The 25,655-nt window shown below is 68.1% G+C and carries 35 protein-coding genes; 2 read left to right on the plus strand and 33 right to left on the minus strand.

Features of this window, described 5'->3' with window-relative positions:
* Window positions 1-239 precede the first annotated feature (239 nt).
* Both H490_RS21230 and H490_RS21235 read left to right on the plus strand, forming a co-directional pair.
* Window positions 240-446, plus strand: a complete 207-nt coding sequence (locus tag H490_RS21230; RefSeq protein ID WP_017883450.1) for a hypothetical protein — start codon at window positions 240-242, stop codon at window positions 444-446.
* 60 nt (window positions 447-506) lie between these two features.
* Window positions 507-1,157, plus strand: a complete 651-nt coding sequence (locus tag H490_RS21235; protein WP_017883451.1) for an SOS response-associated peptidase family protein — start codon at window positions 507-509, stop codon at window positions 1,155-1,157.
* 47 nt (window positions 1,158-1,204) lie between these two features.
* On the opposite strand, the gene H490_RS32005 is transcribed toward H490_RS21235, so the two are convergent.
* From H490_RS32005 to H490_RS21380, 33 genes are all read right to left on the minus strand, one after another.
* Window positions 1,205-1,933: a hypothetical protein gene (locus tag H490_RS32005; RefSeq protein ID WP_128386629.1), complete on the minus strand. Its 729-nt coding sequence runs from the start codon at window positions 1,931-1,933 to the stop codon at window positions 1,205-1,207.
* 133 nt (window positions 1,934-2,066) lie between these two features.
* Window positions 2,067-2,447: a hypothetical protein gene (locus H490_RS21245; protein WP_017883453.1), complete on the minus strand. Its 381-nt coding sequence runs from the start codon at window positions 2,445-2,447 to the stop codon at window positions 2,067-2,069.
* 41 nt (window positions 2,448-2,488) lie between these two features.
* Window positions 2,489-2,890: a hypothetical protein gene (locus tag H490_RS32010; protein WP_152424207.1), complete on the minus strand. Its 402-nt coding sequence runs from the start codon at window positions 2,888-2,890 to the stop codon at window positions 2,489-2,491.
* Between the two features lie 653 nt (window positions 2,891-3,543).
* Window positions 3,544-3,867: a hypothetical protein gene (locus H490_RS21250; RefSeq protein ID WP_017883454.1), complete on the minus strand. Its 324-nt coding sequence runs from the start codon at window positions 3,865-3,867 to the stop codon at window positions 3,544-3,546.
* Window positions 3,868-3,871: 4 nt separating this feature from the next.
* On the minus strand, window positions 3,872-4,120 hold the full coding sequence (locus H490_RS21255; protein ID WP_017883455.1) for a hypothetical protein: 249 nt from the start codon (window positions 4,118-4,120) through the stop codon (window positions 3,872-3,874).
* A gap of 3 nt (window positions 4,121-4,123) precedes the next feature.
* Entirely contained in the window at window positions 4,124-4,654 is a 531-nt protein-coding gene (locus H490_RS21260) for a hypothetical protein (RefSeq protein WP_017883456.1), read from the minus strand.
* Window positions 4,651-5,439 (minus strand): hypothetical protein, encoded by a 789-nt coding sequence (locus H490_RS31050; RefSeq protein ID WP_017883457.1) that lies wholly within the window; start codon window positions 5,437-5,439, stop codon window positions 4,651-4,653. Before H490_RS31050 ends, H490_RS21260 begins: the two co-directional genes overlap by 4 nt.
* Before the next feature lie 33 nt (window positions 5,440-5,472).
* A complete protein-coding gene (locus tag H490_RS21265; protein WP_017883458.1) occupies window positions 5,473-5,760 on the minus strand; it encodes a hypothetical protein in 288 nt (95 codons plus the stop codon).
* A 12-nt stretch (window positions 5,761-5,772) separates the two neighbouring features.
* Window positions 5,773-6,303, minus strand: a complete 531-nt coding sequence (locus H490_RS21270) for a hypothetical protein (RefSeq protein ID WP_238560324.1) — start codon at window positions 6,301-6,303, stop codon at window positions 5,773-5,775.
* Window positions 6,304-6,308: 5 nt separating this feature from the next.
* On the minus strand, window positions 6,309-7,241 hold the full coding sequence (locus tag H490_RS21275) for a hypothetical protein (RefSeq protein ID WP_238560313.1): 933 nt from the start codon (window positions 7,239-7,241) through the stop codon (window positions 6,309-6,311).
* 113 nt (window positions 7,242-7,354) lie between these two features.
* The gene (locus H490_RS21280; RefSeq protein WP_017883461.1) at window positions 7,355-9,556 is read right to left on the minus strand and encodes a fibronectin type III domain-containing protein; all 2,202 of its coding nucleotides are present in this window, start codon (window positions 9,554-9,556) and stop codon (window positions 7,355-7,357) included.
* 58 nt (window positions 9,557-9,614) lie between these two features.
* Window positions 9,615-13,226 (minus strand): peptidoglycan DD-metalloendopeptidase family protein, encoded by a 3,612-nt coding sequence (locus tag H490_RS31055; protein ID WP_017883462.1) that lies wholly within the window; start codon window positions 13,224-13,226, stop codon window positions 9,615-9,617.
* 35 nt (window positions 13,227-13,261) lie between these two features.
* A complete protein-coding gene (locus H490_RS21285; RefSeq protein WP_152424209.1) occupies window positions 13,262-13,525 on the minus strand; it encodes a hypothetical protein in 264 nt (87 codons plus the stop codon).
* A gap of 125 nt (window positions 13,526-13,650) precedes the next feature.
* Window positions 13,651-13,947, minus strand: coding sequence for a hypothetical protein (locus tag H490_RS21290; protein WP_017883464.1), 297 nt, complete (start codon window positions 13,945-13,947; stop codon window positions 13,651-13,653).
* Between the two features lie 90 nt (window positions 13,948-14,037).
* Window positions 14,038-14,610: a hypothetical protein gene (locus H490_RS21295; RefSeq protein WP_017883465.1), complete on the minus strand. Its 573-nt coding sequence runs from the start codon at window positions 14,608-14,610 to the stop codon at window positions 14,038-14,040.
* Window positions 14,603-14,875 carry a hypothetical protein gene (locus tag H490_RS21300; protein ID WP_017883466.1) on the minus strand — a complete coding sequence of 91 codons (273 nt, stop codon included), beginning with the start codon at window positions 14,873-14,875 and terminating at the stop codon, window positions 14,603-14,605. The genes H490_RS21295 and H490_RS21300 overlap by 8 nt, the downstream gene beginning before the upstream one ends.
* 32 nt (window positions 14,876-14,907) lie before the next feature.
* Window positions 14,908-15,297: a hypothetical protein gene (locus H490_RS21305; RefSeq protein ID WP_017883467.1), complete on the minus strand. Its 390-nt coding sequence runs from the start codon at window positions 15,295-15,297 to the stop codon at window positions 14,908-14,910.
* A complete protein-coding gene (locus H490_RS21310; protein WP_017883468.1) occupies window positions 15,290-15,538 on the minus strand; it encodes a hypothetical protein in 249 nt (82 codons plus the stop codon). Before H490_RS21310 ends, H490_RS21305 begins: the two co-directional genes overlap by 8 nt.
* The gene (locus H490_RS21315; protein ID WP_017883469.1) at window positions 15,538-15,876 is read right to left on the minus strand and encodes a hypothetical protein; all 339 of its coding nucleotides are present in this window, start codon (window positions 15,874-15,876) and stop codon (window positions 15,538-15,540) included. The genes H490_RS21310 and H490_RS21315 overlap by 1 nt, the downstream gene beginning before the upstream one ends.
* Window positions 15,873-16,448: a hypothetical protein gene (locus tag H490_RS21320; protein ID WP_017883470.1), complete on the minus strand. Its 576-nt coding sequence runs from the start codon at window positions 16,446-16,448 to the stop codon at window positions 15,873-15,875. Before H490_RS21320 ends, H490_RS21315 begins: the two co-directional genes overlap by 4 nt.
* Before the next feature lie 63 nt (window positions 16,449-16,511).
* The gene (locus H490_RS21325; protein WP_017883471.1) at window positions 16,512-17,741 is read right to left on the minus strand and encodes a phage major capsid protein; all 1,230 of its coding nucleotides are present in this window, start codon (window positions 17,739-17,741) and stop codon (window positions 16,512-16,514) included.
* Between the two features lie 58 nt (window positions 17,742-17,799).
* A complete protein-coding gene (locus tag H490_RS21330; RefSeq protein WP_017883472.1) occupies window positions 17,800-18,387 on the minus strand; it encodes an HK97 family phage prohead protease in 588 nt (195 codons plus the stop codon).
* Window positions 18,384-20,342: a phage portal protein gene (locus H490_RS21335; RefSeq protein ID WP_017883473.1), complete on the minus strand. Its 1,959-nt coding sequence runs from the start codon at window positions 20,340-20,342 to the stop codon at window positions 18,384-18,386. Before H490_RS21335 ends, H490_RS21330 begins: the two co-directional genes overlap by 4 nt.
* The gene (locus tag H490_RS21340) at window positions 20,335-21,807 is read right to left on the minus strand and encodes a hypothetical protein (RefSeq protein WP_017883474.1); all 1,473 of its coding nucleotides are present in this window, start codon (window positions 21,805-21,807) and stop codon (window positions 20,335-20,337) included. The genes H490_RS21335 and H490_RS21340 overlap by 8 nt, the downstream gene beginning before the upstream one ends.
* 46 nt (window positions 21,808-21,853) lie before the next feature.
* Window positions 21,854-22,318, minus strand: coding sequence for a hypothetical protein (locus H490_RS21345; RefSeq protein WP_017883475.1), 465 nt, complete (start codon window positions 22,316-22,318; stop codon window positions 21,854-21,856).
* Between the two features lie 120 nt (window positions 22,319-22,438).
* Entirely contained in the window at window positions 22,439-22,735 is a 297-nt protein-coding gene (locus tag H490_RS21350; RefSeq protein ID WP_017883476.1) for an HNH endonuclease, read from the minus strand.
* Window positions 22,736-22,737: 2 nt separating this feature from the next.
* Window positions 22,738-22,977 carry a hypothetical protein gene (locus H490_RS21355; RefSeq protein ID WP_017883477.1) on the minus strand — a complete coding sequence of 80 codons (240 nt, stop codon included), beginning with the start codon at window positions 22,975-22,977 and terminating at the stop codon, window positions 22,738-22,740.
* 126 nt (window positions 22,978-23,103) lie between these two features.
* Window positions 23,104-23,655, minus strand: coding sequence for a DUF4352 domain-containing protein (locus H490_RS21360; RefSeq protein ID WP_017883478.1), 552 nt, complete (start codon window positions 23,653-23,655; stop codon window positions 23,104-23,106).
* 42 nt (window positions 23,656-23,697) lie between these two features.
* Window positions 23,698-23,937, minus strand: coding sequence for a hypothetical protein (locus tag H490_RS21365; protein ID WP_017883479.1), 240 nt, complete (start codon window positions 23,935-23,937; stop codon window positions 23,698-23,700).
* Window positions 23,937-24,560 carry a hypothetical protein gene (locus H490_RS21370; protein WP_017883480.1) on the minus strand — a complete coding sequence of 208 codons (624 nt, stop codon included), beginning with the start codon at window positions 24,558-24,560 and terminating at the stop codon, window positions 23,937-23,939. Before H490_RS21370 ends, H490_RS21365 begins: the two co-directional genes overlap by 1 nt.
* The gene (locus tag H490_RS32015) at window positions 24,557-24,880 is read right to left on the minus strand and encodes a hypothetical protein (RefSeq protein WP_152424210.1); all 324 of its coding nucleotides are present in this window, start codon (window positions 24,878-24,880) and stop codon (window positions 24,557-24,559) included. The genes H490_RS21370 and H490_RS32015 overlap by 4 nt, the downstream gene beginning before the upstream one ends.
* A complete protein-coding gene (locus H490_RS32300; RefSeq protein ID WP_017883481.1) occupies window positions 24,877-25,068 on the minus strand; it encodes a hypothetical protein in 192 nt (63 codons plus the stop codon). The genes H490_RS32015 and H490_RS32300 overlap by 4 nt, the downstream gene beginning before the upstream one ends.
* Window positions 25,065-25,598 (minus strand): hypothetical protein, encoded by a 534-nt coding sequence (locus H490_RS21380; protein ID WP_017883482.1) that lies wholly within the window; start codon window positions 25,596-25,598, stop codon window positions 25,065-25,067. Before H490_RS21380 ends, H490_RS32300 begins: the two co-directional genes overlap by 4 nt.
* Window positions 25,599-25,655 lie beyond the last annotated feature (57 nt).

The following is a 25,655-nucleotide window of genomic DNA, read 5'->3' on the forward strand; positions in this document are numbered from 1 at the left end:
GTTCTTCACCGCACTGGTCAACCTCATCACCGCCCTCATCCTCTGGCAGACCGCGAAGCGCAACCGGCGCAACCGCGACTGACAGAGAAGGGCCCCGAGTAGCCGTTAGATACTCGGGGCCCTACCCCTCCATCCTACGTCCACCAGGAGCCCCTCATGCAGACCCTCACCCTCATCATCTCCATCGCCGCCGCGGTGATTGCTGTGGCCGCGCTCATCTACGCGATCCGAGGCCGACGATGACCAACCACGCCCGCGCCCTCACAGCCGCCGCCGACCGCCTCGAGCAGGCCCACGCCGCCCGCGACGCCGCGATCCTCGACGCCCACGCCGCCAAGATGCCCCAGACCGCGATCGCCGCCGCCGTGCGCCTCTCCCGCATGCAGGTAAGCCGCATCATCGCGGCGGCGAGCGCTGCCGTCGATCAGGAGTCGCGCTCGGAGTAGCCCCTCGCCCTCGTAGGGCAGGGGGTATCTTCGGCCGGCGCGGCGGCGTAGCCTGAGCGCATGTGCAACTCGTACGGGCTCGGCGGCTACCTCCACCCTGGCGAAGAGCCGCGTGACCCCCTCCGCCCGCTCGACCAGCGCGAGTCCGAGCGTGCGATCGCGGAGTGGGCACAGGGCCGCGACGGCAGGGCCGCGATCACGGGATCGAAGGCCCGCAACCTGAACCCCATCATCAGAGCCGGAGGTGGTGATCGTGAGCTCGTGTTCGCGTGGTGGTGGCTCTGGCTCGACGGCAGCGGGCCGGTGAAGTTCTCCGCGTTCAACTCTCGCGACGACCGGCTGTTGCGCTCGTGGAAGCGTCCGTTCCAGCGCCGCGCGCTGCTGCCGGCGACGTGGTACGTCGAGAAGAAGGGCCGCTTCCAGCTTCCCGATGGTGAGCAGTTCGGGATCGCCGCGGTCACCTCCACCGTCACCACCGACGACGGTGAACTCACAACGTACTCGATGGTCACCCGCGACGCCCCCGCTGGCAGCGAGGCGGCCGAGTACTGGCCGCGGATGCCGCTCGTTCTCCCACGCGACGAGCACGACGACTGGCTTGATCCCGAGCAGCCCGGCGACGCCGAACTCGTCGAGCGCGTTCAGCTCGAGAGCGAGGAGATCTCACACGCGCTCACTGCCAGTGCTACTGAGGCGCCAGTACTCCACTGAAGAGAGACGGAATGAGCAACACTGGCTCCAAGAACCCCAACCGTGACCTATGCTTCGGATGGTCGTTCGATAAGCAGGAACTGCTCGCGATACGCCGAGTCAGGGAAATGCGGTTGATCCCGCTCTCCCCAGGAAAGCTTCGCCATCTGCCCCAATCGGCCGTCGTCCCATGACGGCACAAGCACCTCCACGCTTTCTCCGGCAGCCAGGCCAGTCACGTGAGCATCGGGGTAAAAACGCCACTCTCCCTCACACCCCTGTGAAGCGTCACTCAGCCCCAGATTTGCGGCGTCACGGTCACCAGTGTTTCTAAGCGAGAATCTCGTGCCGCTTGAGTCAAGAGCTTCCATCACGAACCACGCATGCGGCCCGGCAATGGAGTCACCCTCGAGTTCGCTTTCTTGGCGCCTTGCTTCCATGGCGCGCATCCCGTTCTCGCGCCGTTCTTGCACCCTCTGCTCTTGTTCAAGTCGAAGATTCTCAGCTTGAACTTCTCTCTCCCGTCGTTGCTCCTGGACTTCCCGCTGCAGTTCGTGGGTCTGCTTACTTAGTTTGAACCCCAACCACGCCACTGCAGCAGCTACCGCAGAGGCGACGACGGTCGCGAAGGCTGATAATAATGCCGCTATTGCGGTAAACCACGCCAGAAAATCTTGGAAGAATGTGGCGACAATTGCCGCATCCGCGACACTGGCTATCGAGCCCTGAGGGAACATGAGGAAACCATATCGACCTTTCGCGCGCAGGTAACTCCCGCGCTCGAACCAAGCAAACACCCCACTAGAACATAAGAGCAGCGGGGCGCAGAGCGTTAGACCAGATGCCATGAGAGATCAACGCCACATAGCCCTCGGAAGGTACGGGTTGGCGTTAATCACACAGGGTGTCCTGGCGAGTGGATTGCAGCTACTACTCCGATGAATCCTGACTCTCGAAGCGCACCTCGTGCACTTCAACGTCATCCGGCGATGACAATTCTAGATTGAACTGAAAGTCCATCTGAGCTGCCTGACTTTGGATCGCACGTCGCGAAAGGTCGTACAGATCCTCCGCAACATGAACTCTCACCCAATCCCGGAATCTTTCCTCAGGCCAGTCGTCTAGGTCCCACCCCATCTTTTCGGACAGAAGGACAGCCTGGCTAAGCGTCTGGGCGAACCCTTCCTTCTCCACTACCCGCAGATAAGAACTGACGATGATGTTTCCCGAATCGGTGTAAGCAATCACGTCGAGATGCCATTCAAGACCGAACCGAACTTCTTCTGACTCCTCCACGTCCGAATGGAACACTTCGATCCTCCGGAGTTCGACGTGACGTCCGGAAGTGTCACTCACCCCAGACCACCGATCATCTCAGCCGGCCTATGATCGGGGCCCGGCTCCCATTCCACCCAATTATTCGAGGCATGCGAGGAAGTCATGGTCTTGAATTTCCGGTCCGCGGATTCCGAAAGCGAAGTCACCCTGTAATCCACGAAGGCATCAATGGAGTTGGCAAACTTGCGTAACTGCGAGAGAGTCAGGTCTCGATCTCCATCCAGCCATTGGCAGACCAGGTGTTCCGACTCACCCATCTTCTCTGCAACAGAAGAAATCGAGACTCCAGCAACCTTAAGAGCGTTCGCAAGCCCTTCGATCAGGTGACGCTGGGAACGGTGGTTTTTGGCGGCGAGTTCGATGGAAGAGCGGTCAACCGACGACTCCCCCAGCAGATCGAGAATTAAGTTGTCCATCTAGGGCCTCCTCTTCTCCAACGTGAACTGAACTGACCATGCGTTGGCGCGTTGGGTAGCGCGCTCAATCTGAATCTGCTGCTCGGCAACACCACTCTCCCCATTTGCTTTTGTTGCCAGATGAAGAGCTAACAGACAATCTTCGTCGTCTGTTGGCTCAGCATAGTACATGCGTACCAGACGACTACTCTTAGAGGGAGGGTCGAACAAGGGCCTCATCTCGAGGATGTCACTGCCAACAACTCGCACCGGAAATCGGGGGGTATCTCCTACTCGGAGACGCCCAGCTTTGGCAGCCTGGCAGAAGTCACTGATCGCGCCGATCGCGTCCACGTAGTCGGCCTCCGGAAGGTCTGTGTCCAAGTCACGCCGGATCAGAGCTCGCAACTCATCATGATACTCAGGAATCGCCGGATCATGCCAATGGTTCGAAGCACGAAGGCCCGTGGATATCTCTCTCATGGAGCGGATTCCGACTGGCCTGACGGAAACAAATGCCACCCTGACCCACCTGACCCGCTCGAAACAGTACACCTATTAACTACCACAAGCTGCTTCCATACCAAAACGAACAGCGCATCTAATCGCTACTCAAACAGATAGGCGCCCCCGCTGCTCCGTGAGGAGCAGCGGGGGCGCAGTTCGTTGATGGGTCAGTCGGCGGCGTAGCGGGGCACGTAGTGCGGGCGGGCGTCGGATCCGAGCATGATGCGCTCGACGGCCGGCCAGCGATCGCCGAGCCACTGCGCGAGCCGCTGGTAGGCGAGGATCACGAGGGCGATCACGATCGCCTGCAGCAGCGCGAGCGCCGGCACCGACACGATGCCGGCCTCCGCGATCACGCCGTCGACCCACGCAAGCGCGGCGGCCAGCGCCGGGATCTGTGCGACGAGGCGGGCGACGAGCACAGCGATCAGGGCGGCCATGATCGTGCGCCGGTCCTGGTTCTTGCGATCGGTCTTGGTCTGGGTGGTCATGGGGTTACTCCTTCATGAAGGGGGGCAGGGTGTCTTGGGTCCAGGTGCCGGTCTTGAGCATCTCGACGCGGTGCGCGTGCAGGCTCTCCTTGAGCTTGCGGTTCTCAGTGAGCGCCGCGGCGTGCGCGTCGACTTGCTGGCGGCGCTGCTCGGTGGACTGTTGGATGCGGTTGGCGAGGATGCGGCCGAGCCACACGAGGAGGGCGCCCGCGAGGGTGTACCAGAGCTTGTCGGGGCTGTCGATGATTCCCACCGGCTACCCCCTCGGCTTGAACGGGTACCGCCAGATCATCCCGAGGCGGAGCGCGAGCACGCAGGAGGCGATGAGGATTACGCCGGCCTGGGTGAGTCGCGACCCGGTGGACTGGAAGTGGAGCACGATCACGATGTACGCGTACGCGGCGAGACCGGCGACCATCGCGACGATCGCCCACCGTTCGAGCTCCCACCATTCCCGCCAGCCCGCGAGCATGCCGAGCGCGCCGCCGACGAGGAACATCAGGCCGACGACGGTCATGCCGCCGGCACCGAACACGCCTTCGAGCGATTGCGGCGGCCAAGCGAGCGTCACCACCCCCGTCGCGACGAACAGGGCGTAGGCGCAGGCGTACACCGTGGACGCGTAGCGGGGTTCGGGGACGAGGCGCAGCCAGCGTGCCCGCACCCACCCCGCCACGACGCGGGCAGGCTGTGCGCCGTGCTCGCGCGCCCACACGGTCGCGGTGATCGCCGCGAGCACGAGCAGCGCGAACCCAGCTGCGGCGAGCGCGGTCGCGATCGTGTTCACCAGCCGGCCTTCTTGAGCGCTGCGCGCTCGTCGGGGGTGCAGTGCTTCAGCTTCATGCGCTTCCAGAACGGCAGGGTGCACGACATCGGCTGTCCGTACTGGGTGGCGAGCGCGTTGGCGGCCATGCCCTGCATGTCGCTGGTATCCATCTCGGTCCACGAGCCCTCGACGCCTTCGGTGAAGGTGGCGTAGGCAGGCGACCCGTCCTGGCGGGCGTTCTTCTCGAGCACGATGAACATGGTGTTGCGTCCTTTCCGGAGGCGGCGAGCGCGGTGGAACGCCGCGAGTTTCTGCGACGCGGCGAGCGCCGGCGTCTTGGAGGTGTGGAAGGCGCCCACGGTGAGCGCCTTCGGGCGGAGCGCGCCGAGCACACCCCGCGGGATGAGATCCGCGATCTGCACCGCGCCCGGGTTCTGGGTGAGGCAGCGCAGCATCCCGTTCGCGAGCACCTCGAGCAGGGTCGCGATGTGCGAGAGCGGGTACCAGGCCGACCCGAGCTCCCAGATCACGACGTCGCCCGGGCGGAGCGCTTGGCCGGCGGGGATCTTCTCGAACCACTGCCCGAGGCCGGATCGCTCGAAGTGGTGCCAGACGTTGCAGGCCCAGCCCGCGTGCGGGCCGGTGCCGCCGGCGTTCGTGTACGTCGGCCACGACGGCACGCCGAGGAAGTTCGTCGCGTAGTGCGACCACTGGTCCCAGCACTGCGCACCGAACACCTTGTCGACGTCGATCCACTGGTAGCGGACGCGCTGCACGTAGGCGGCGAGATCTGCTTCGGTGAGCACGATGATGCTCCTTCCTGAACGAGGTGAGCCCCGCTACTGGGCGGGGCTCTCCTCGGGGTCTTCGCTGGGCGGGTCGGGCGGGGTCTCGGCGGCGATGAGGTCATCGACGGCGGTGGCGATCATCGCGTCGGTGATCGCCGAGCTCCGCCCGTCAGCGTCGCTGGCGGCGCAGCACCATCCGGGGGTCGTGGCGAGCTGCCACATGTGCTGCTGCGTCCACTCGGCCGGCGCGGGTACGCCTCGGCCCGCCGCGCAGGCGGTCGCGCGCGAGCGCAGTTCGACGTCCTCTGCGAGTCGGGCCTGTTGCAGGAAGTTCGTCATTGGGACTCCGTTCTAGGTGGTGGGCACGATCTCCCACAGCAGCAGGAGGTTCTGCTGAGTGGATGACGCGACCTGGGTGAATCGGACCCGCACGTTGGTGGTGCTCAGACCGGGCGTTTGGTTGACCTGCGAGAAGTGACCGTAACCAGTGCCGATCGCGAGCGCCGTCATGCGGATCATCGTGCCGGGAGGAGCAACCGCGGGCACCGCCACATCGAGCGTTGTGGCCCAGATCTGCGATGTTCCGGCCTGAGTGAGCGCGCCGGTGGGGACAACGATCGTGCCGGAACGGCGGGGGCCGGAGCCGCGGCCGACGATGGTGACGCGGCGGGATTGGATCAGGCAGAGCACGCGGTCGCCGACCGCGTGCTCGCGGAGCACCGACGCCGGCGTGCCGGCGAGCGGGTCGAGGTCGCCGTCGAGGCGGACACGGAGCGGGTCGACCTCGGCGACGACGCCCCACTCGGTGCGTGGGGTCGCGCGCAGCTGCGCGGCGAGGTCGACGATGCGATCGACGAGGGGCTGCAGCAGGCGGTCGGTCATCGCGTTCACAGCTCTCTCCATTCCGCACGGCACTGCGCGTCATAGCGGAGATCGAATCTCATCTTCTGGATGGTCGCGCGGGCGGTATGCCCGCGGCCGCGGAACTCGATGAGGTCGTTCGGGTTGAGCGGTACGATCGCGTGCGTCACGGCGAGCTTCGCGACCGGTGACATCGCATCGATGAGGCGGCGCTGCGCGAGCGCATTGAGCACGTCCTGCGTGCCCTCAACGCCGGTCTCGGTGCGGGTGATCCACCGGCCCCGCGCCTGGAATGAGAATCGCGACTCGGGATCCTCGTTCGTCGCGACCGCCGCAAGTGCCGGCTCTTCGTCGTCGCCCTGCCCGACCACCACGAACCGGTTCGGGACCGATGCGAGATCCTGCTCGCGCTCCCAGCCCGGCTGATGGATCGCGAACTCGCCCGCGGCGAACTCGCCCGCGAGCGGCCGCTCGGCAGGCAGCACGTATGGCTCGACGCGGTACTGGCCGCCGCCGTCACACCACAGCGACCAGTAGCCGGCCGCGCCCAGCAGGTCGTTGATGATCGTGAGCTTCGACGTGCCCGCATCCCACACCATCGCGGCGGCGAGCGCGGTGTCGGAGTCGGTGGTGGCGATGCGGGTCTCGCCAGTGGACTCAATGAGGGCGACGACGGTGGGGATGATCGGGGTACCGGCGGGGAGGCTGTAGCGGGTTTCGACGGTGTCCTCGTCGACGACGGCCATCTTGGAGAGCAGGTCGACGGTGTGGGTTGTCCGGTCGTCTCGGGTGACGGTGCGTGGGGAGGTGAACAGCATCGTGGCGATTGGCCAGGGGTCGGCGCCGGAGATGCCGGGGTCGTAGGTGATCTGGACGCGGTGCCGCATCCAGTCGATGCTCTGCCCGCGCTCATCGATCGTGAGTGACGCGGAGCCGCCGAGACGGGTCGTGGCTGCCACCTCGCAGGAGCCACCGTCCACGCCATCGACGGCGCGCAGGGGTTGGTCGGTCTCGTCGAGGAGAAGGTACCGCCAGCGGGGGCGGCGAGGCCCGGCCCAGATCGGGTCCATGCTCACCACCCCCGGTCGGTCTCCTCGAGTTGGAAGCTCCACCGCCACACGGCACCATCTGAGGCGCCGGTCTCACGCGGGAGAGATATCGAGCCGATCACGCCGTAGATGCGGCGCCCGTCCGGGTCGCGGTAGAGGTGAACCGGCTCGATCGTTTGCGCGAGCTCGATCATGCGGTCAATCGAGGGGTTGTCCGGGTCGTCCTCGAGCAGCGCTCCTGATGCGTCGACGGTGCGGGTGAGCTGCTCGCCGGCGTACGGCACTCCGAGGGCCCGCCCCTCGTACCGCTGCACCGAGCGGGCACGGGAAGCATCCACCTTGATCGCGGGGTTGTAGGGCAGTCGGGCGGCGGTGGCGAAGCCGATGCCGCCCGAGAGCCACAGCGCAGGCGAGTCCGCCCGGGCTACGTAGTCGGTCGTCGCCGAGGCGCCCGTCTCCGCATAGGCAATCGCCCGGTAGGTCGTCAGCCCCGCGGTGAGAGACTCCCAGTCGTCGAAGAGGAGGTTCGGGTCGGCCTGCTCGAGGATCGCCTCCCAGGTCACGCCGCCGTCGATCGAGCGCAGAACGTCGACCGCGATCGTCTCCCGCAGCTCCTCCCCCGGGTCGCCCTCACCGACGACCAGCTGCACGCAGCCGAGCTCCTCCCGCCATTCGGCGAGCACGCGCGGCGGTGCCGGCGGCACGAACTCGGCGGCGAAGTCGGTCGACACCGGGGCGGACCAGATCGGGCCGACTGCGGTGCGCACGGTCACCCGGTAGGTGTGCTGGTCCTCGAGGCGGTACCGCATCGTCACAGACGAGGTCGCCCCGTCACCGGAGCGGCGCTCGAGTTCCGCGCCCTCCTCATCGAGCAGGATCGCTTCCCACGCCGACTGGGGGCGGCCCTCGGACTGGAAGTGCAGCCAGGAGACCACGCAGTAGGCGGAGTCGAGGGGATCCTCGGGTGAGGTGATCGTGACGACCGGCGGTGCGGCGACGTCGGCGGTCGCGACCGCAGACCACGCACCCCAGTCGGGGTGGGCGCCCTTGGTGCGCACCTGCCACTCGATGAGGCCGAGGCCGTCGCCGCCCATCCCGAACTCGTCGAGCATCTCGGCCGCGGTCGGCCACGTCTTCGACTGCGCCGAGCTCGCGAACTCGGCCGAGCTCCATGCGCCGCCGGGGCGGCGCATCTGGACCTGGGCGCGGGTCTGCTCGGACGCGTCGGCCGGATTGTGCCGCCACCCGAGCACGCCCTGCGCCTCCGAAGAGACGAGCGCACCATTCGGGGTGAGGTTGCCGGGAGCGTTCGGGGGTGCGGTGAGCTGCACCGTGGGAGATGCCGCCGACCATGTCGAGACGAGAGCGCCGCGCTTCGCGCGCACCTTGTAGGTGTGCGGCAGGGCAGCGTTCGGGTTCTCGTGCACCCACGGCAGCGCGACGCCCGACGCCACGACGGTGTCGCCGTCCGCGACATCGTAGGAGGCCGCGTAGGGCGGCTTCGACGTCGCGTCGACGCGGATGCCGCCCGTGGTGCGCGTCGCCGAGATCCCAGTCGGAACCGCCGGCGTCGTGTACACGGTGACCGTGCCCGACCAGGCCGAGGAGCCGCCCGTGTTCGAGCGGATCACGCGGTAGTCGTAGCGGCGGTTCGCCTTCGTCGCCCGGTCCACGTAGGATGCGGGATCGCCCGATAGGGAGGCGATCTGGGTCCACGCGCCCGAGTTCTCGCGGCGCTGCACGATCGCTCGCGTCGCCGCCGTTCCCGGCCGCGACCAGGAGAGCGTGTGCTGGGTGTCGCTGTTGCGCGCCACCGACAGCACCGGGGCCCCGGGCGGGGCCGGTGGCACCACCGGGGGCGGGATCCGCGGCAGGGTGAGGTTCGTGACCGTGACCGGCACGTTGATGTACGCGTTGATCGCGTCGTAGACGTAGCCGGTGACCGTCACCGACGCGTCGCCATTCGCGTTGTGCACGATGGTGCGCGAGTAGTCCATGACGACGTGCGTGCCCGCCGCGTACTGGGCGTACCCGTTGAACACCGTCGCACCGCCGCCGGCGATCGTGTAGCCCAGCTGCATCGCCGACGACGCCACCCACTGCGACACCACGAGGTAGTAGACGCAGCGCACCGTGGTCGTGTTCGCGGCCGCGTTCTGCGACCACGTGATCGACACCATCAGCTGGTTGTTGCGGGCGTCCGCCGGCCCCCAGTAGTCCACCATCACGGTCTCCTCTCGATTGCCGAGCGGGCGCCGATGCTGATGCATCGACGCCCGCTCACTAGACGCCCACGCCGAGGCGGTCGTTCAGGCTGCGCGGTGACGCCGCAGAGGCGGCTCCTTCTATCCGCTCGTCGGCGAGATCCTCGATGTAGGCCTCGAACTCGCGATCGCGAACCTTCAGCACCACCTCGCGGGGGAACCGTTCGTGCGGCTCCGCGGCGCGGCGCATCACGTCCCACTGCGACCCGGTGAGGATCGGCTCGGGGCGGCCGGTTCGGTTCTCGACGAGCGAGATGCCCGGGGGCAGGAACCCACCGGTGTCGTAGAGCGTTGTCCCGATGTCGTCGAGACCGATCTTCGACTTCGCCCAGGCGATCGCCTGTTCGACGCCCTGCCGCATCATGCCGCCGGCAGCCTGCACCCACATGTCGGCGCCGGGGAACGCCGAGGTGAACTTCTCGGTGGCCCACTTCGCGATCCCCTCGACGAGGTCGACGAGCGGGTTGAACCCGTTCGAGAACACGCCGAGGTAGGGGGCGGGGTTCACGTGGTTGCCGTAGTTCCCACCCCCGCCGCCGGGGCTGTGCACCATGTAGTGCAGGTGGGGACCGGTCGACATGCCGGTGGATCCGACGTAGCCGATGGTCTGCCCCTGGCGCACGGTCTGGCCCGCGGTGGCTGCGAACCTCGAGAGGTGCGAGTACCGCGTCCCCAAGCCGCTCGCGTGCTGAACGTAGACCTCGTTCCCGCCCATCGGGACGGAGCTCGCGAGTCCCACGGTGCCGGTGGCGGCCGCCATGATCTTCGTCCCCGAGGGGGCTGCAAGATCGATGCCGTTGTGCCCGCCGTGGTATGGCTGCGACACAGAGTAGGAGCCCTTCGGAAGCGGGTTCACGAGGCCGCCCCGAGCGAGGCCCTGGAGCATCGAAGCGAACCCGACGCCGCGCCGGCCGGCGTCATTCGCCGCCAGGAAGGCGGCCCGATCCGCAGAGGTGCGCAGCGCCTCCGACACCATCATGCCCTCGCCACGGCGGGCCATGATGAGCTGATCATCCCCGTCCGACATGCGAGACGTGCCGGGGAGGATGCCGCCTCGAGCGAAGCCCGGAGGCAGCGGCACCTTCGGGATGTTGACGCCGGGGATCTTGTTGATCGTGCCGATGAGCCCGTTGATGACCGTCTCGATCACGAACCGTACCGGCTTCTTGGCGAGATCCTGGATCCCGGCCCACGCTGTGCCGACCGCGTCGCGGGCCGCCTCGAACGCCTTCTTGGGGTCGGTGCGCACGATGCGAGACATCGTGTCGATGACGCCCTTGACGACGTTCCAGCCGGCCTGGATCTTGCCGGTGACGTTGTCCCAGACCTGGCGGACGACGCCCCACATGATCTCGAACCCGAGGCCGAGCAGACGGAGCTTGTCCTGGATCCACGTGATCACCGGCGAGATGACGTTCGTCCAGATCCAGTTGAAGATCTGGGCGATCGCGTCGAGGGCGGGCTTCACGTAGTTGGTCCACATCAGCTGGAACCCGAGGCCGAGCAGGCCGAGCTTGTCCTGGATCCACGTGATCACCGGCGAGATGACGTTCGTCCAGATCCAGTTGAAGATCTTCGCGATGGCGTCGAAAACCGGCTTCAGGATCGTGGTCCACAGCCAGCTGAAGATCGCACCCCACAGGCGCACATAGGCTTGGATCCCGGCGATCACCGGGACCACGATGTTGTTGTAGAGCCACTGGAACACGGCGCCGATCGCGTCGAACACCGGCTTGAGGATCGCCTCCCAGATGCCCTGGAAGATGCCCCCGAGCACGGCGAACGCGAACTGCGCGACCTCGAACGCAGGCACCAGGATGTTCTGAAACACCCATGTCGCAGCGGCCGCGATTCCGTCGAACACGGGCTTGAGGATCGAGTTCCACACGAACCCGAGCACTTGCCCGATGCCCTCGAACACGGGCTTGAGCACGTTCTCCCAGACGGCCTGGAAGAAGCTCGAGATGTTCGCCCACGCCTCTCGGAGGAAGCGGGTGAACTCCGCCCAGATCGCCTTGCCGGTGTCGGTCTGCGTGAAGAACCACGTCAGCGCGCCCACGACGGCCGTGATGGCCGTGAGGATCAGTCCGAGGGGGTTCGCTCGCATGACGAGGTTGAGCGCCTTCTGCGCGCCGGCGGCGACGTTCGTCGCGATCGCCTGGCCCTTCGTGGCGGCCGTCGCAGCGTAGGATGCGCCGGCGGCCCCGTAGGAGGCTGCGGTCCACCCGAGCTGCGCGGCCTTCCAGATCGCCATCGCGGCTTTCAGCGTGTTGCCCGCGAGCGTCCACGCCTTGAACGCGAGCACCACGGCGCCCACGCCGATCCCGACCGAGATCAGCAAGTCGCTGTAGGGGGCGATCGCCGTGAGGAACGAGCTCAGCCACCCGACCGCGACGGTCAGCCCGTCTGCGAGCCACCCGAGCCCCACGGTGAGGGCTCCGGTGAGGATGGTCGCGATCTGCGAGAGCGCCGGGGCGAGTGACTGGGCGAGCCCACCGACCGCGCCCAGGAGCCCGCCCAGGGCGGCCTGCAGTTCGGGCGAGGTGGCGACCATGCCGAGGAACGCGCCCGCGACGAGGCCGAGCGGCCCGCCGAGGGTAGTCAGCATGCCCGCGAGGCCCCCGAGCCCGGGGATCACCCGCAGCAGCGGAGCGAGGCCGGAGGCGCCCAGCGCGACGAACGCGCCGATGACGGGGCCCAGCACGTTCGTCATCGACGACAGCTGCCCGGTGCCGCCTTCGAGGAGGCCCATCGCCTGCTCGAGGACGGGAGTGACGCGCTCTCCGATTACGGTGCCGAGCGCGGCCGCTCGCTCTTCGAGCGGGGCGAGTGCTTCTTGGATGCGCTGGAACAGGGGCGCGATCTGGGGGAAGACGCCGCCCATGATGCCGGCGCCGATGCGGCCGAGCGCGGCGAAGACGTTCGCCAGGGCGCCGGTGAAGGTTTCGCCAGAGGAGAGTGCGGCGCCGCCGAGTCCTTCCTCCATCGCGCGCTGGAAGGTCGCGAAGTCGATCTGCCCCTTCGAGGCGAGCTTCGAGGCTTCCTCGGCGGTGACGCCCATCGTCTTCGCCAGGAATGAGAGCGCGGGTACGCCGGCGTCGTGCAGCTGGTTGATGACGTCCATCTGCACCTTGTTGGACGCCGCGACCTTGTTGAAGATCGCACCCATCGACCCCATGTCGGTGCCCGCGATCGTCGCCGCATCGGCGACGAGCTTCAGGTTCCGCTCAAGCTCGCGGCCAGGCTTGATGCCGGCAGCCATCGCGCCGGCGGCCGCGGTCGCCGCGGCGTCGAGCCCGTACGCGGTGCCCTTCACCGAGGCGCCGGCGTTCTTCATGACGAGCTCGATGGTCTTCGCGTCGTTGCCGAGACCCCTCAGCTTCGCCTTGGCGTCGTCGATCGCGCGGAGGCGGCCGAACCCCTTCACGAACGCGGCCCCGGCGGCGACCCCTACGCCGGCCATCGCGGCGGTGGCGACAGTCTTCATGCCACCGGTGAGCTGACGGCCGAGCTTCCCTCCGATGGCGGTGGTCGAGACGCCGCCGAGCTCCTTCTCGATGATCGCGGCCGAGCCCTTCATCGAGGGCATGATGGTCAGATAGGCGACGCCGAGACTGGGACCGGAAGACATGGGCGCCCCTCCCTCCTAGAGTTCGGGGCACCCCGTCAGCCGTCCGCAGATGCCGCGTCGAGACGTGCCTGCTGCTTCCTGCGCCAGGCGTCGGCCTGGGAGGTGGTGTACTGCTGCTGTCGCTCCTGCTCGCGCACGCCGAGCGGGTACGGTCTGGGCTTCACCCGGTCGGGCTTCGCCGAGGCGACGGCGATCGTGGCGTGCTCGACGAGCCACAGCGACTCCGTCTCCGCCGTGATCGCGCGTTGGCCGCCGTAGTATTCCCAGACCGCGCTGCCACGCGGGAGGTGCGCGGTCATGTTCGCGATCGCCCGCGGGCGCTCGGCGCCGGTCCATAGATCGTCGAGGCGGACCCCCGGGTACACGCGCCGCAGGTCCGCCTCGAGTCGGTCCGGGCAGTCCCGGAGCACGCGCAGGAGCAGGATCAGTTTCCCGCGGAGAGGTGCTCGAGCAGGCCCTTGATGAACTCGCCGAACACCTTGCCGCTCGCGCGGCCCGTCTCCTCGACGATGTGCTCACGGAGCGTCTGGTACTGGTCGACGCCGAGCAGCTGGCGCGCGACGAACGTCATCTGCTGGTTGTCGAGCGCCTCGATCACGTCGAGGTCGTCGAGGCCGTTCTCGTCGATGTCGTAGACGCGGCCGCGCCACTCGTACTGGTTCTTCTTCAGCTTCTTCTTGCGGTCCTGCGGCTGCTTCGCGCCGGCGGGGATCTCGGGCATGATGGGTTCTCCTTGTTGGTGTCGTGCTGGTGGGTTCCGGGTCGTGGGGTGGCGCGGCGGGAACCCACCAAGCACCGCGCCACCCGGTCGTTACGGCGTCTCGTCGCCCGCTTCGAGGTAGGCGGGCGAGTTCGTGAGGATGTAGCAGTCGCCGATGATCTCGAAGGTGATCTCGTACACCGTCATGTCGGTGTTCTTGTGCGGCACCGTGCCGCGCTCGGTGGCCTGCACCAGATCGCAGCAGAGGAACTTCTCGATGCCGTTGTCGACGAATCGGATCACCGCGCTGCGTTCCACCATCGGGATCGCCTCGGGCAGGTCGATTCGGGCGACGGCGCTCGCCCCGGTACCGGTGACGGTCGGGGCGCCGTGGCCGTAGAACATTGCGGTGACGAGCGGGCTCTCCTCGAGGCACTGCACCTTGAAGCTCTTCTCGGAGCTGACGACCTTCGTGCGGATCGTGGTGCCGCCCTGCATGCCCTTGAACTTCGTGACCTCGGCCGTCAGGTCGAGATCGATGCCGTCCTCCGACAGCCACCCGACCGAATTGAACGGTGCTTCGGGCTCCGTGAGGGTCACGGGCAGTGTCGACCCCTTCGGAGCGAAGTAGGCCTCGGTGTCGAGATCGCCGTAGACGCGGACGTTTGAGAGATTCTTACCCATCTGCGGGTACCTCCTTGGTCTTGCCCCGGCTCTTCACCTGGGCGCTCTGGACGGGGCCGGTCGGCTCCGCTTCGGTGGTGGGCTCAGGCGTCGACGCGGCGTGTTCGGCTGCGGGCGCGGGGGGTTCGGCGGCGAGCGCGGCGCGGGCCTTGCCGCGGGCGATGAGGTCGCGGGCGGTGGGTGGGTCGATGTTGGCGGTGTCGCCACCGGCGTACTTGGTGCCGGCACGGTCCTCCCAGTTGGATGCGAAGGTGATGCGGGTCATGCGGTTCTCCTTGAAATGCGAAAGGCCCCGGTCTACGGGGCCTTGGTGGTGAGTCTCAGGTGTGGTCGGACCGTGAACTCGTAGCGGGGTTTCTCGGTGTCGGGGTCCGGGGACCATGCCGGGCCGCCGAGTTCTTCGACGTGGTAGACGTGGTGCCCGTCGAGGGTGCGGAGCCGGGTCATGGCGCTGCGGGCTTCGTTGGCGAGCCGGTAGGCGGCGTCCTTCGTGGGGGCGTCGCAGGTGATGGTGAGCATCACGGCTTCGGTGACGAGGTTCGGTCGGCTGCCGCCGGTGACGAGCACCTCGATGAACTCGGGAGGGCGCGGGTTGGGGGCGGTGTCTCCGGCGGGGCGGCCGGTCTCCGTGTGCAGGTGCGCGGCGGCGCCGTCCTGCGCGTTCGCGAAGTCGATGTGCTCAGCCAAGGCGCTTCCCCAGGGCGCGCATGATGAGCTTGTCGCGGGCGTTCGCGCGGTGCGCGGCGGGGGTGGCCGGCTGCACGAACTCGCGGGCGACCCACGGGTGGCGGTTGTCGGAGACGGACTCGAAGCCGTCGCCGACCTCGGCGGCGAACTGGTTGCCGAGGCGGGAGAGCTCGGCGCGGGTCGCGTCCGACTTCATGACTTGGTTGAAGCCGCGCACGTCGGGTCTGAACTTCTTGGGCATTATCCCTCCCATCGGTGGACGGTGATCTGCGCGTGCGCGAGGGCGCCGGTCGGGGATCCGACCTGGATGCCGTCTCCTTCGCACTCGTGCTCGGTGCCGCGCACGCGGAGATGGTCGGTGGCGGCGATGATCTCGGTGCCTGCGGGCATCGAGATGCGGTAGCCGGTCCGTGTGGCGCGGCGTGCGGCGCCGGCCGCCTCAGAGTCGGTGGGTTCGACCCAGCATCCGTCGATGCTGTGCTCGTCGGGGTCGGCGGTGAAGTCGGTGATGCTGGACCCATGCCTGCTAGTGGCGGGGTAGCGCAGGCGCACGATCGTCTCTTGCGCGAAGCTGCTCATCGGCTGCTCGCGATCCGGTGCGCGTCGAGGCGGGCGAGTTCGTGCGGGAGGAACATGATCCCGGCGGCGGTGCCGCCGGGGCCGCGCCCGAACGAGAGGCTCGCGCCGAGCGTTGTCTCGGAGACGACGTTGCCGACGGGGGTGAGAGTGCCGCGGGCCACGGCCGTCGCGATCGACTGGCCGATGCCCTCGGGGCACTGCTCGTAGCCGTGGCGCACGTGCACGGTGATGCCGCGTCGTTTGCTGCTCCATGTGCCGCGGATGCGTTCGAGGATCCCGTTCTCGTCCCAGTCGAAGTCGATGCCCGCGATGAGCGGGCGCCCACGCTCGGTGAGCGTGATGACCTCCACCAGGTGCAGGCTCGGCACGGCGAGCAGCGTGCGCGAGCGGGCGGTGAGCGTGAACGTCTCCTCGGCGGTTTTGGCGACGCGCCACCCGCAGTGGTCCCGGACGGCGCCGGTCGCGGAGCGGGCGAGGGCGGTGGCGAGCGCCGCGGTGAGGGGCCGGTTCGAGAGCGATTGGATCTCGGCGGGGGTGAGCAGGAGGTCTTCGGGCTCGGCCTGTTCGGGCATGGCGGCTCCCTTCGTGCGGGTGTGGTGGGCGCGCTGGGTGCGCGCCCACCACAGCGGGGCGGGTCAGGCCGTCTTCGTCTTCAGCAGACGCATGGCCTGGGGGCGGACGACGTCGCCGCCGACGCGCTTGCGGAACCGGAAGCCGACCATGCCCTCTTCGGAGTAGAGCTCCTCGAGGCGCTTCACGGTCATGCCGAGTCGATCGTAGACGCGGTATCCGGCGTTGAAGTCGCCGAACGCGGCGATCGCGCTGTCGGCGGCGATGCCCGCGATGTCCTCCTGGTTCGCGATCGCGAACCCGTTGAACGTGGCGGGGCGGCCGGCCTGCAGGGACGGCTGCCAGAGGTACTGGCCGTTGCCGTCCTTCAGGGTCGAGATGAACAGCTCGGTGAGGGAGTTCATCAGGAACCCGCCGTTGCGGCGGTACTGCGCCGGCACCGCGTAGATCAGGCCCTTCAGATCGTCGAGGATCTGGTTCTTGCCGTTGGCGCCGGTGGTGCCCGAGTAGTCGGTCGCACCGGATACCAGCGAGGCGACGCCGCCGGCGGCGCTGAACAGGCCCACCGGGCGGTGCTGGGCGTGACCGGCGCCGACCGTGAACGCGGTGTCCTCGGCGTCGGCCGCGGCACGCGCGAACGAGTCGCGCACGAACGCCTCGAGGTTCACGTCGGAGTCGTCGAGCTCGTCCTCACCGATCTTCGCGAGACCGTAGAGATCCTCGATGTAGGTCCACTCCTCCTCGGGGGTGTCCGGCATCGAGTCGGTGAGGGTCTGCTCGCCGAGCTCGAGCTTGCCCCACCCGACCGACACCTCGTCGAGCGAGCGGCGGCGCACTCGGTTGCTCGACGTGTTGCGCTGCCCGGCGAGCGGGCGGATCGCGCTGATGCGGGGCACCTCGCGGTTGATCTCGGTCTCGAGATCCTCGGGCACGAGGATCTCGCCGGCGGCGTTCTCCACGAGCGCGCGCTGCTCGGGCGCGAGCGTGGCGCCGCGCACGAACCGCAGGAAGGCGGAGCGCCGCGCCTGGGCGCGCTGCTCGGCCTCCCCTTCGCCCCCGTCGCCGCCGGTCCCGCCGCCCGCGAGGGGCTCGCCGAGTTCCGCGTTGCGGCGCTCCTCGGCCTCGAGCCGGTTGATGCGGTCGGTGTAGTCGCGGAACTCGGTCTCGCCGCGCTCGTACGACTGGCGCTCGTCGGCGGTGAGGTTGCGGTTCTCCGCCTCCGCGCGCTCGGTGATCGCTCGCATCGCCTCGACGGTGCGGGCTCGCTCCTGGCGGAGCTGAACGGAAGTAGCCATGCCACTTCTCCTTTCGGTTGTTGGTTCGGCCCGCACCGTATGGACGGGCACATGTGTGTCAGAGCTCGGCCAGCAGCTCGAGCTCGTGGACGCGGTGGAGGTCGAGGGCGAGCGGCCGGGCCCGCTCCTCGTCGATGCGCTTGCGCGCGAGCGCGCGCAGTTCGGCGGAGGTCTGCGCGTAGGCGGGGAAGGTGACCGCGCTGACGTCGCCGCCGTCGAGGTCGAACTCCCGCACCTCGTGCAGCGACCCCGACCACGAGTCGTTCGTGATCCAGAACCCGAAACTCATCTGGTTCAGGTCGCCCCGCTCGATGAGCACGGCGAGATCGCGCGCGTAGCTGACGTCGGCCATGTCGGAGTCGACGAGCACGCCGTTGTCGTCCTCCGTCAGCCGCAGCGTGCCCGAGGCGGTGCGGCCGAGCAGGAGATTCGCGTCGTGGTTCAGGAGGAACCTGACGTCGGGATCCTGCTGCAGCGTGCGCGTGGCCGCGCCGGGTCGGATGACCTCCTGCCAGCCGCCGAAGTCCTCCGACAGCGAGTCGTAGACGACGGAGCGGCCGGTGAAGTGGAGCCGGCCGGCGCTGTCGTCGGCGGCCCGGATCTGGATGTCGGCGAGGCTGAACGCTCGCCGTTCGAATGTTCTCAAGTGAGATCCTCCTCGTACTCGTATGTCGCGGTGCAGGTGCAGCCCGCGACCTCGTCGGCTCCCCCGGACGGGTCGCACGGCCACATGCAGCCGTTGGAGAACGGCTGATCCATCGGCACCGTCTCACGCGCCATCGCCGCATGGGACGGGCGCGGGTTGCTGCTGTTGACGACCCACGTCTTCATGCGGGCCCCGGTTTGCTGCGCGCCTTCCCAACGGCCGAACCCGCCGATCGCGTTGACGATGCCGGCGGCCACGAGCGCGTTCCGCGCCAGCTGCGTGTCGAACACCTCGTTGATCGCGTCCGCGGGCAGCTGGTCGCCGAGGTCGGCGAGCACCTGCTCGAGCGTCTGGAAGATCGACAGGTTGAAGTTCCTCGCCTGCCGCGCCGCGGCCGCCAGCACCCAGTTGACGGTCTTCGCATCAGCGAACGAGCCCCCGGCCGCTTCGGCGGCCCGGCGCCCGAACTCGGCGACGATACCTGCGAAGATCGGCTGCAGCTCCTCAGCGAGGAGTGCATCCCAGGTGTCCCCGTCGAGGTTCGCCACCGACCGCACGCTCCGCTCGGCGGCGAGCGCGCTGGTGACGTCCGTTCGGAGCTCTTCGAGGTAGCGGGCGAGGGTGTTGTCGAGTCGGGTCACCCAGCTGGGGGCCTCGGCTGCCGGGTTCGGGTCGCTGCGGTGCTGCAGTTCCCGGTAGGCGGTCGGGGCGAGGGCCGGGATCTGGGCTGGGGGGAGGCCCGCCCGCTGCACGGTGGTGGAGCCGGCGGGGAGCATGTTGATCGGTTCGAGGTAGACGTCGCCACCGTCGATGGGTTCCTCGTCCTCGAGCGCGCGAATGTCGTTCGCGGAGAGGTAGCCCCACTGGCGGCCCGTGGCGTACGCCTGCGACTGTGTGGCTGTGTCGCCGCGCAGTCGCCCCTTGGTCTCGAACTTCACCTGCACGTTCTCGCCCTCGAACAGCTGCGCCGTGACGAGTTCGAGACGACGGATCGGCGGGAGCAGCCCGTCCTGCACGAACTCGATCGACTGGTGCTCGATGTTCGAGAACGTGGCGTGCTCGAGGTCGCCGATCTTGTGCGGCGGTACCCCGTAGATCGCGGCGATGTCGGTGCGGGTGAGCTTGTAGATGTCGAGGAACGCGGCATCCGCGGGCGACAGGGACACCCGCTCAAGCTTCGCCCCGCCCTCGAAGAGGGCGAGGTTATGGGACCGGTCGTAGCCCTGATGCCGGTCCTCGAGCTGGTCGAGCAGCCGGTTGTACTGGGCATCCGAGAGGTTCCCGGCCGTGGTGACGACTGTCTCCGGGGTCGCGTCGCGCTCGAAGAACCCGCCGACGTAGGCGGTCGCGGCGTGCGAGATGCCGATGCTCTGCCGGGCGACGGTGAGGGGCGAGAGGCCTTCCACGCCGAGCCCGAACCATCGGTAGTGCAGCACCTCGAGGTGGGTGGCCGTGTGGCCGGGCTCGACGGGCAGCCAACATTCCTTCTGGTCGTGGGAGAGCTTGTAGGCGAGCATCCCGAGCGGGGTCCGCATCGGCTTCACCATCGTCGGCGGGACCGGCCAGAGCGCCTGGATCCGGCCGTTGCCGTCGCGCTGCACGTACACATAGGCGTTGCCGCGGATGAGCATCCACGCAGTAAGCAGCCGCCAGAACTCGCCGGCGTCCATCACCGAGTTCGGGCGCACGGTGAGTAGCCGCGCCGTCTCGGCGTCTTGGCCGCGCGGTGACCTCCGGGAGCGGCCGGCCTTCTCTACGACCGAGACCGGCAGGCACGCGATCGCCTCGGCGACCAGGCGCACGGCCGAGTAGACCGCGTTCACCTGCAGCGCGAGCTCAGGGGTGATGGTGACGCCGGCGAGAGTGCGGGCGCCGGTGAGCGAGGGCATGCGGCGCTTGCTGCGGGTGCTCGCGCCGGCGGTGAGTGCACGCCAGGCGTTCTGGACTCTACCCACGAGACCTCCTTCGTACGGTGCGAACCCGAGGTACCGGCTTCGCGGGCGGGTTCTTCAGCAGCCACAGGGCGCCGGCCACCGCCGATAGCGGGGAGGCGTCTCCGGGCGAGTTCTTGCGGTCGATGGCGTAGCCGTCGCCGAGCTGCTTCATCACGGCGCTGCCTGCGGCAACGTCGAGGAGCGGCTGCTCGCGATGGAAGACGCTGCCGAGGTTCACGCCGTCGAGCAAGAGGCCGGTGGCTCGGCCCAGGTCGGGGCCGCCCCACTCGGTGACCTCGAGCCCGGCGTTCTCGAACTCGCCGAGCATCGACGAGACCGGGGCGCCCTTCGTCTGGAATGTGATCCCCGCGGGCGCGAACGTGCGATCGGGAGAGGTGAGCCACGGCACGAGCCAGTCCGTGCCCGGACGGGAGGCCATGATGCCCACGTGCACGTTGCCGTCCGCACGCAGCGCAGCGAACCCGATGTGCGCGAGTTGGCGGTTGTGCGACACCTCGATGCAGAGGAAGACGTCGCCGCCCGGCGCGCGCTTCGAGACGCGGTCGGTGCCAGCCGCCCACCGGCCGGGCTGGAAGGGCCCACCGGCGGATGCGTCGATGAACAGGTTCCCCACCTCGGAACGGAACACGGGCGCCGGGTCGGTCGACCATGCGGCGCGGATCGCGTCCTCGGTGATCGTGTAGCCCATCGAGGGGTTCGAGTAGGCCCACGCCTCCGGTGTGTCCAGCGGCATGCCGTCCGGCGGCGACCACCAGAACAGGCCCGTGCGCGAGGCGGGATCCTCGAGCGTCTTCATGGCCTTCTCGTGCAGGTCGCGCTGCACGATCGAGGTAACGTCGCCGGTGTTCGATGCCGCGATGAGCTGCGAGCGTCGGCGCGCCATCGTGGTCTTCGAGAGCGCCGACCATGCCGCCCAGGTCTTGTGCTTGAGGATCTCGTCGACGAACACGAGATCGAAGGTGAGGCCACGGCCGCCGTTCTCCGCCGAGTCGACCCACCAGCGCTGCCCGTCAGTGAGCTCGAACCACAGCTCGCCACCGATCCGGCTCTCGCGGTCGAGTTCCTGCTTGAGGCGCGGGATCGCCGCGATGATCTTCATCGCCTGCTCGTATGGCTTCTTGGCCGTGGCGAGCTTCTGGGCGACGCCGATCGCGATGCAGTCCCGGTCGATGTACATCCGCCAGAGGATGAGCAGCGCCGAGAGGAACGTCTTGCCGTTCTGGCGCGCGACCCACAGCAGGACCGTCTTGAACCGGAACGAGTTGTCGGGGTTCAGCTCGAGCGCGTGGATCAGGAACCACTTCTGCCAGGGCAGCAGCGGCGGGGCGAGCTCGGCGAACTGGGTGCCGGCGAGCTGTCGGTGCAGGTAGTCCGCGAAGCGGATCGCCGAGAACCCGGCCGAGGTCTTCGGTGTGAGTTCACGGGCCGGACGCGTGTAGACGCGCGGGCACTCGTGGCCGAACACGCGCTTCGGCTTGCCCGCCGGGCGCCGCTTGGTGGGTCGCCGCCGGCTACCCGGCTTCCTGTTCCTCGTCTCCGATGCCGCCATCCGGCACCTCCCCGAGATAGTAGGCGCGCCGCATCTCGTCGAGCTCGTCGACCTCGACCGGTTTCGCGGCGTCGAGGATGCGGTCCATCACCTCGAGGTACTTCGCCGTGATCGACGCCCGCTGTGGCGTGTTGAACACGCCGTCGAGGTCGGCGGCGAGCCGGTAGAGCACCGGCACGAGGGGCCTCGCTCGTGCGGGCACCTGCAGCTCGGCGATGAACTCGCGCGCGGCCGCCGCGTTCGAGAACGCGTCCGCGCCCTCGTCCGCCGCGTCTTCCGCGGACGCGTCTTGTGTCCGCGGTGTGTCCGCCGCGGCGAGCCCGATCCGGGGCAGCTCAGGCTCACCCGCCGGGGCGGCTTCTGCCGCGCGTTTCCGCCGTTTTCGTTCGCGGTCGCGGCGGCGGCGTTCTTCGTCCGAAAGCGCCACGATCGCACCTCCTCGCGGCCATGTCCGCGGACAACGTCGCCCAAAGGGGTACAGATCACTGCCGGTGGGGTGATCTGTGGGTCGGCGCAGGGATTGAGACCCCCCTCCCCTGCCGGGTGGTCACCACACCTCGGAGGGGTCGCCGAGGCCCGGGCGTTCGTCGCCCGAGCTCTTGTTCTCGTTGCAGCGTTTGTGCGAGGGCTGCCCGTTCTCCGGTTCGTCCGCGAGTTCGGGGTACGCCACTACCGATTTCTTGTGGTCGTACGCGAAGGCGTCGGGGTCGCGCCAGTCGAGAGTGGTGTCGATGGCCTCGCCGCAGAGCGCGCACGGCAGGTTGTGCTCGGCGGTGAGCCGCTTGAGGTTCGCGCGGTTCCGGCGGTGAGCGGCAGTGGTGCGCCCCGGGATTCCGCCCGCCACGGCTACTCAGCCGGCGGCGGCGCTTCGCCCGTGCGCGGGGCCTTACGGGTCGCGGTCTTCTTGGTGCCCTTCGCCGGTTCGGCGGGGAGCTTCTCGAGCTTCAGTTCGGCGCCCGCCGGGGTCAGGAGGTAGGCGCCAGCAGCTGGCCCCTCGCCGATGACAAACGACGTGACGCCGGACGGGATGTTGATGACCGAGCCGGCGGCCGGTCCGCCGATGATCGTGGTGCGTGTGTGCTTCATGGGACTCTCCTCCACCGTGGCACGACAAAGGCCGGACCCCGATGTTGGGATCCGGCCTATCTATGCACTCCACACAGTAGGGGGTGACAGTAGGAGCGCGTCAACATTGACCCGCTCGGTGTGTCGTTACGGGGTGACGATCGCGGTCTCCGTGGCGCCGGGGGCGACGATCCAGAACTCGCCGGTGGTGTCGGCATCGATGAGGTAGAGCGCATCACCGGTGAGCTCTCCCCCGGGCACGAGCGTCTCGTACGTCAGCTTGTTCTCACCAGGGGTGGTCCCGAACGCCTCCCACAGACCCGAGGCGGTGTTGCCGCCCTCGGGCATGTAGGTGATGCCCACGAGCGAGGTGTCGCCGGTCTCGGTGCCGTTGTACTTCATCGTGACGTTCATCAGTGCGAACTGCTTGCCCTCCTCGGGCACGTCGACGCCGCCCGAGGCTTCGAGCACCGCGGCATCGGCGTCGGCGGTCCATGAGTTGATCGTGATTTCCCAGTCGCCCGAGGTCACAGGCTCCCCGATCTTCGCAGTGGGGGCGGCCTCCTCAGTGGCGGCAGGCTGCTCGGCGGGCTCGGCCTGCTCCTGCTTCGAGGTCTCGGCCGGCTTTTCCTCGGCCTGGGAAGCGCACCCGGTCAGGAGCAGGAGGGCGGCAGCAGTGGCGATGATGAGTTTCTTCATGGCTCTCACCTTAGCCGTGCAGGAGCCGGCCACGGGCGCTGATCACATCCACGCGGCCGCCTCGCCGTCGAGGGCCGCCGCACGCACCCTGTGCTGATGAGGCGGCCAGGCGTCGAGCCTGCGCCGCAGTTCAGCGAGGAGCACGTCCTCGCGCATGATGCGCCGCCCCTGATCGTCCCACCCGGCGGGCATCCCGTCCTTCACCCAGCGCTTGATCGTGCGCACCGACCGACCGACGCGACGCGCAGCCTCACGATAGGTGAGCCACTGGACGGCGCCCATCACTCGCCACCGAAGTTCCGGCGGGCCCCGCACCGCTCGCACCGAAGCGCGAGAATCTCCCCGCTCTCGGAGTAGTCCGGCACGACGCCATGCAGGAGGCACTTGGGGCAACGGTGACGATGCGGGGCGAAGGACGGCGCATCGGGGTACCGGCGCCGCGCGCTCTGGATGGACGCCACCAGCTCGTCGACGGGGATCTGGTACTGCTGGTTGATGGCGAGAGTCCACGCGCGCTCGATGAGGTACCGAGTGACGTCGACGACGTCGGCATAGATCCGATCCGGGTCGCTGCTCGAGAACCCCACGACTGAGAACTGCGCCGAAGTCGCGATGCGCCACTGCCGGTCGAGAGCATCGGGCAGCCCCTTCCAGTCCCCCGACCGATCTGCATAGTCGATCGCGAGCGCACAGACCTCGCCCCACAACTCGTCGGCGTGATCGATGGGGTCGATGTTCAACGGCGCGGTGGTCTGCTCCTTGCTGCCAGAGACCCGCGGTTCTGCATTCGCCTGCAACGACGGCAGGGCGTGCTCACGGATGTGAAGCAGCAGCATCGGCACCTGACCGAGATGGCGCGTGAGCCAGTCGGGCCGGCCCAGCGCGCCGGGAATGATGTAGGTCATCGTTCATCTTTCTGAGAAGGAATCACGAAATACTGTTCCGAGGCGAAGCGCTCGCCGCAGAGCCGATCGATCACGTCGACAAAGCGGCGAGGAATCGTGGGCCCAGGTGCGACGCCCTGCTGGGCGCAGCTGCGGCGGTGAGCGTGGAACAGTGGGAAGCCGCCTTCTGCGGTCGAGCACGCGCCGAGCAGTTCTCCGCAGGCGGCGCAGGAGATGTCGATCCAGGCACTTCCGGTCGACGCTCCGCGAACGACGCGAGCTGTCTCGGCGCCGCCGAGGCTCGCGTCGTTCGCGACGTGGAAGCCGCGCCTGATAGTCACGGTCGCGGTCGCTCTCGGTCGCGCTGGGTGTCCAGAATCACGTGCTCGGTCTCCCGGGCCCGGCGGCGAGCGCGCGCCGCGTTGATGGGGGCCACGATGAGGGCGAGCAGGAAGGTGAGCACGATCAGGGCGGCGATGGTGACGGCGATCCAGCCGAGCAGGTTGAGGAGGAGGTCCCAGGGGTTCATGCGGTTCTCGCTTTCTGGCGGTCGGGTTCGGTTCGTTGCAGGACCCGGCGGCGGATGGCATCCCATCTGGGTGTGCGGTAGTGGGTGAGTTGTCCGGCGAGCACGGATGCTTGCCAGGGGTCGAGTGGGATGCCCAGGCGTTGCGAGATCGACGCGGCGTCGAGCTCGTCGAACTCGCGGTTGATGCGGGCCATGTAGAAGTCGCGCACGGCGTTGCTCCACGCGATCGGATCATGCCGATACCGGCGCTCGATGAGGTCGAGTTGGTAGCGGTCGCTCAGCAGGTAATCGCGGACGCGCTGCTGCTCGGCCAGCACAGCGCGCACCATGCCGGCGGCGAAGGCCTGAAACCCTGCCGCGACATGCTCGACCGCCGCGGCGACCCCGCGCCCGAACTCGGTAAGCGTCGCGATCGCGGTGTCGAACGAGATCATCGCCTGCGCCTGCTCGCGTCGGCGGCGAGCGCCGCGCACCTTCATGCGAGGGAAGAACTCGGGGCGGCGGGGCGTCTGTCCGCGGCTCATCGCCATACCCCCAGACGGTCACGCATCACCGGCATGCCGTGCAGGGCTGCCATTGCGGAGGTC

The sequence above is a fragment of the Leucobacter sp. UCD-THU genome, assembly GCF_000349545.1.
Lineage (GTDB): Bacteria > Actinomycetota > Actinomycetes > Actinomycetales > Microbacteriaceae > Leucobacter > Leucobacter muris.

Bases quoted from the DNA above. Each gene is read 5' to 3' on its own strand.
- H490_RS21285 (WP_152424209.1), bottom strand. From the start codon at position 13,525: ATGACCGCGCACCTCCCGCGTGGCAGCGCGGTCTGGGAATACTACGGC.
- H490_RS32010 (WP_152424207.1), bottom strand. From the start codon at position 2,890: ATGGACAACTTAATTCTCGATCTGCTGGGGGAGTCGTCGGTTGACCGC.
- H490_RS21355 (WP_017883477.1), bottom strand. From the start codon at position 22,977: ATGAAGCACACACGCACCACGATCATCGGCGGACCGGCCGCCGGCTCG.
- H490_RS21380 (WP_017883482.1), bottom strand. From the start codon at position 25,598: ATGGCGATGAGCCGCGGACAGACGCCCCGCCGCCCCGAGTTCTTCCCT.
- H490_RS21300 (WP_017883466.1), bottom strand. From the start codon at position 14,875: ATGACCCGCATCACCTTCGCATCCAACTGGGAGGACCGTGCCGGCACC.
- H490_RS21360 (WP_017883478.1), bottom strand. From the start codon at position 23,655: ATGAAGAAACTCATCATCGCCACTGCTGCCGCCCTCCTGCTCCTGACC.
- H490_RS21230 (WP_017883450.1), top strand. From the start codon at position 240: ATGACCAACCACGCCCGCGCCCTCACAGCCGCCGCCGACCGCCTCGAG.
- H490_RS21310 (WP_017883468.1), bottom strand. From the start codon at position 15,538: ATGCCCAAGAAGTTCAGACCCGACGTGCGCGGCTTCAACCAAGTCATG.
- H490_RS21265 (WP_017883458.1), bottom strand. From the start codon at position 5,760: ATGACGAACTTCCTGCAACAGGCCCGACTCGCAGAGGACGTCGAACTG.
- H490_RS21270 (WP_238560324.1), bottom strand. From the start codon at position 6,303: ATGACCGACCGCCTGCTGCAGCCCCTCGTCGATCGCATCGTCGACCTC.
- H490_RS21290 (WP_017883464.1), bottom strand. From the start codon at position 13,947: ATGCCCGAGATCCCCGCCGGCGCGAAGCAGCCGCAGGACCGCAAGAAG.
- H490_RS32300 (WP_017883481.1), bottom strand. From the start codon at position 25,068: ATGAACCCCTGGGACCTCCTCCTCAACCTGCTCGGCTGGATCGCCGTC.
- H490_RS21320 (WP_017883470.1), bottom strand. From the start codon at position 16,448: ATGCCCGAACAGGCCGAGCCCGAAGACCTCCTGCTCACCCCCGCCGAG.
- H490_RS21315 (WP_017883469.1), bottom strand. From the start codon at position 15,876: ATGAGCAGCTTCGCGCAAGAGACGATCGTGCGCCTGCGCTACCCCGCC.
- H490_RS21235 (WP_017883451.1), top strand. From the start codon at position 507: ATGTGCAACTCGTACGGGCTCGGCGGCTACCTCCACCCTGGCGAAGAG.
- H490_RS31055 (WP_017883462.1), bottom strand. From the start codon at position 13,226: ATGTCTTCCGGTCCCAGTCTCGGCGTCGCCTATCTGACCATCATGCCC.
- H490_RS21325 (WP_017883471.1), bottom strand. From the start codon at position 17,741: ATGGCTACTTCCGTTCAGCTCCGCCAGGAGCGAGCCCGCACCGTCGAG.
- H490_RS21365 (WP_017883479.1), bottom strand. From the start codon at position 23,937: ATGGGCGCCGTCCAGTGGCTCACCTATCGTGAGGCTGCGCGTCGCGTC.
- H490_RS21370 (WP_017883480.1), bottom strand. From the start codon at position 24,560: ATGACCTACATCATTCCCGGCGCGCTGGGCCGGCCCGACTGGCTCACG.
- H490_RS21280 (WP_017883461.1), bottom strand. From the start codon at position 9,556: ATGGTGGACTACTGGGGGCCGGCGGACGCCCGCAACAACCAGCTGATG.
- H490_RS21250 (WP_017883454.1), bottom strand. From the start codon at position 3,867: ATGACCACCCAGACCAAGACCGATCGCAAGAACCAGGACCGGCGCACG.
- H490_RS21295 (WP_017883465.1), bottom strand. From the start codon at position 14,610: ATGGGTAAGAATCTCTCAAACGTCCGCGTCTACGGCGATCTCGACACC.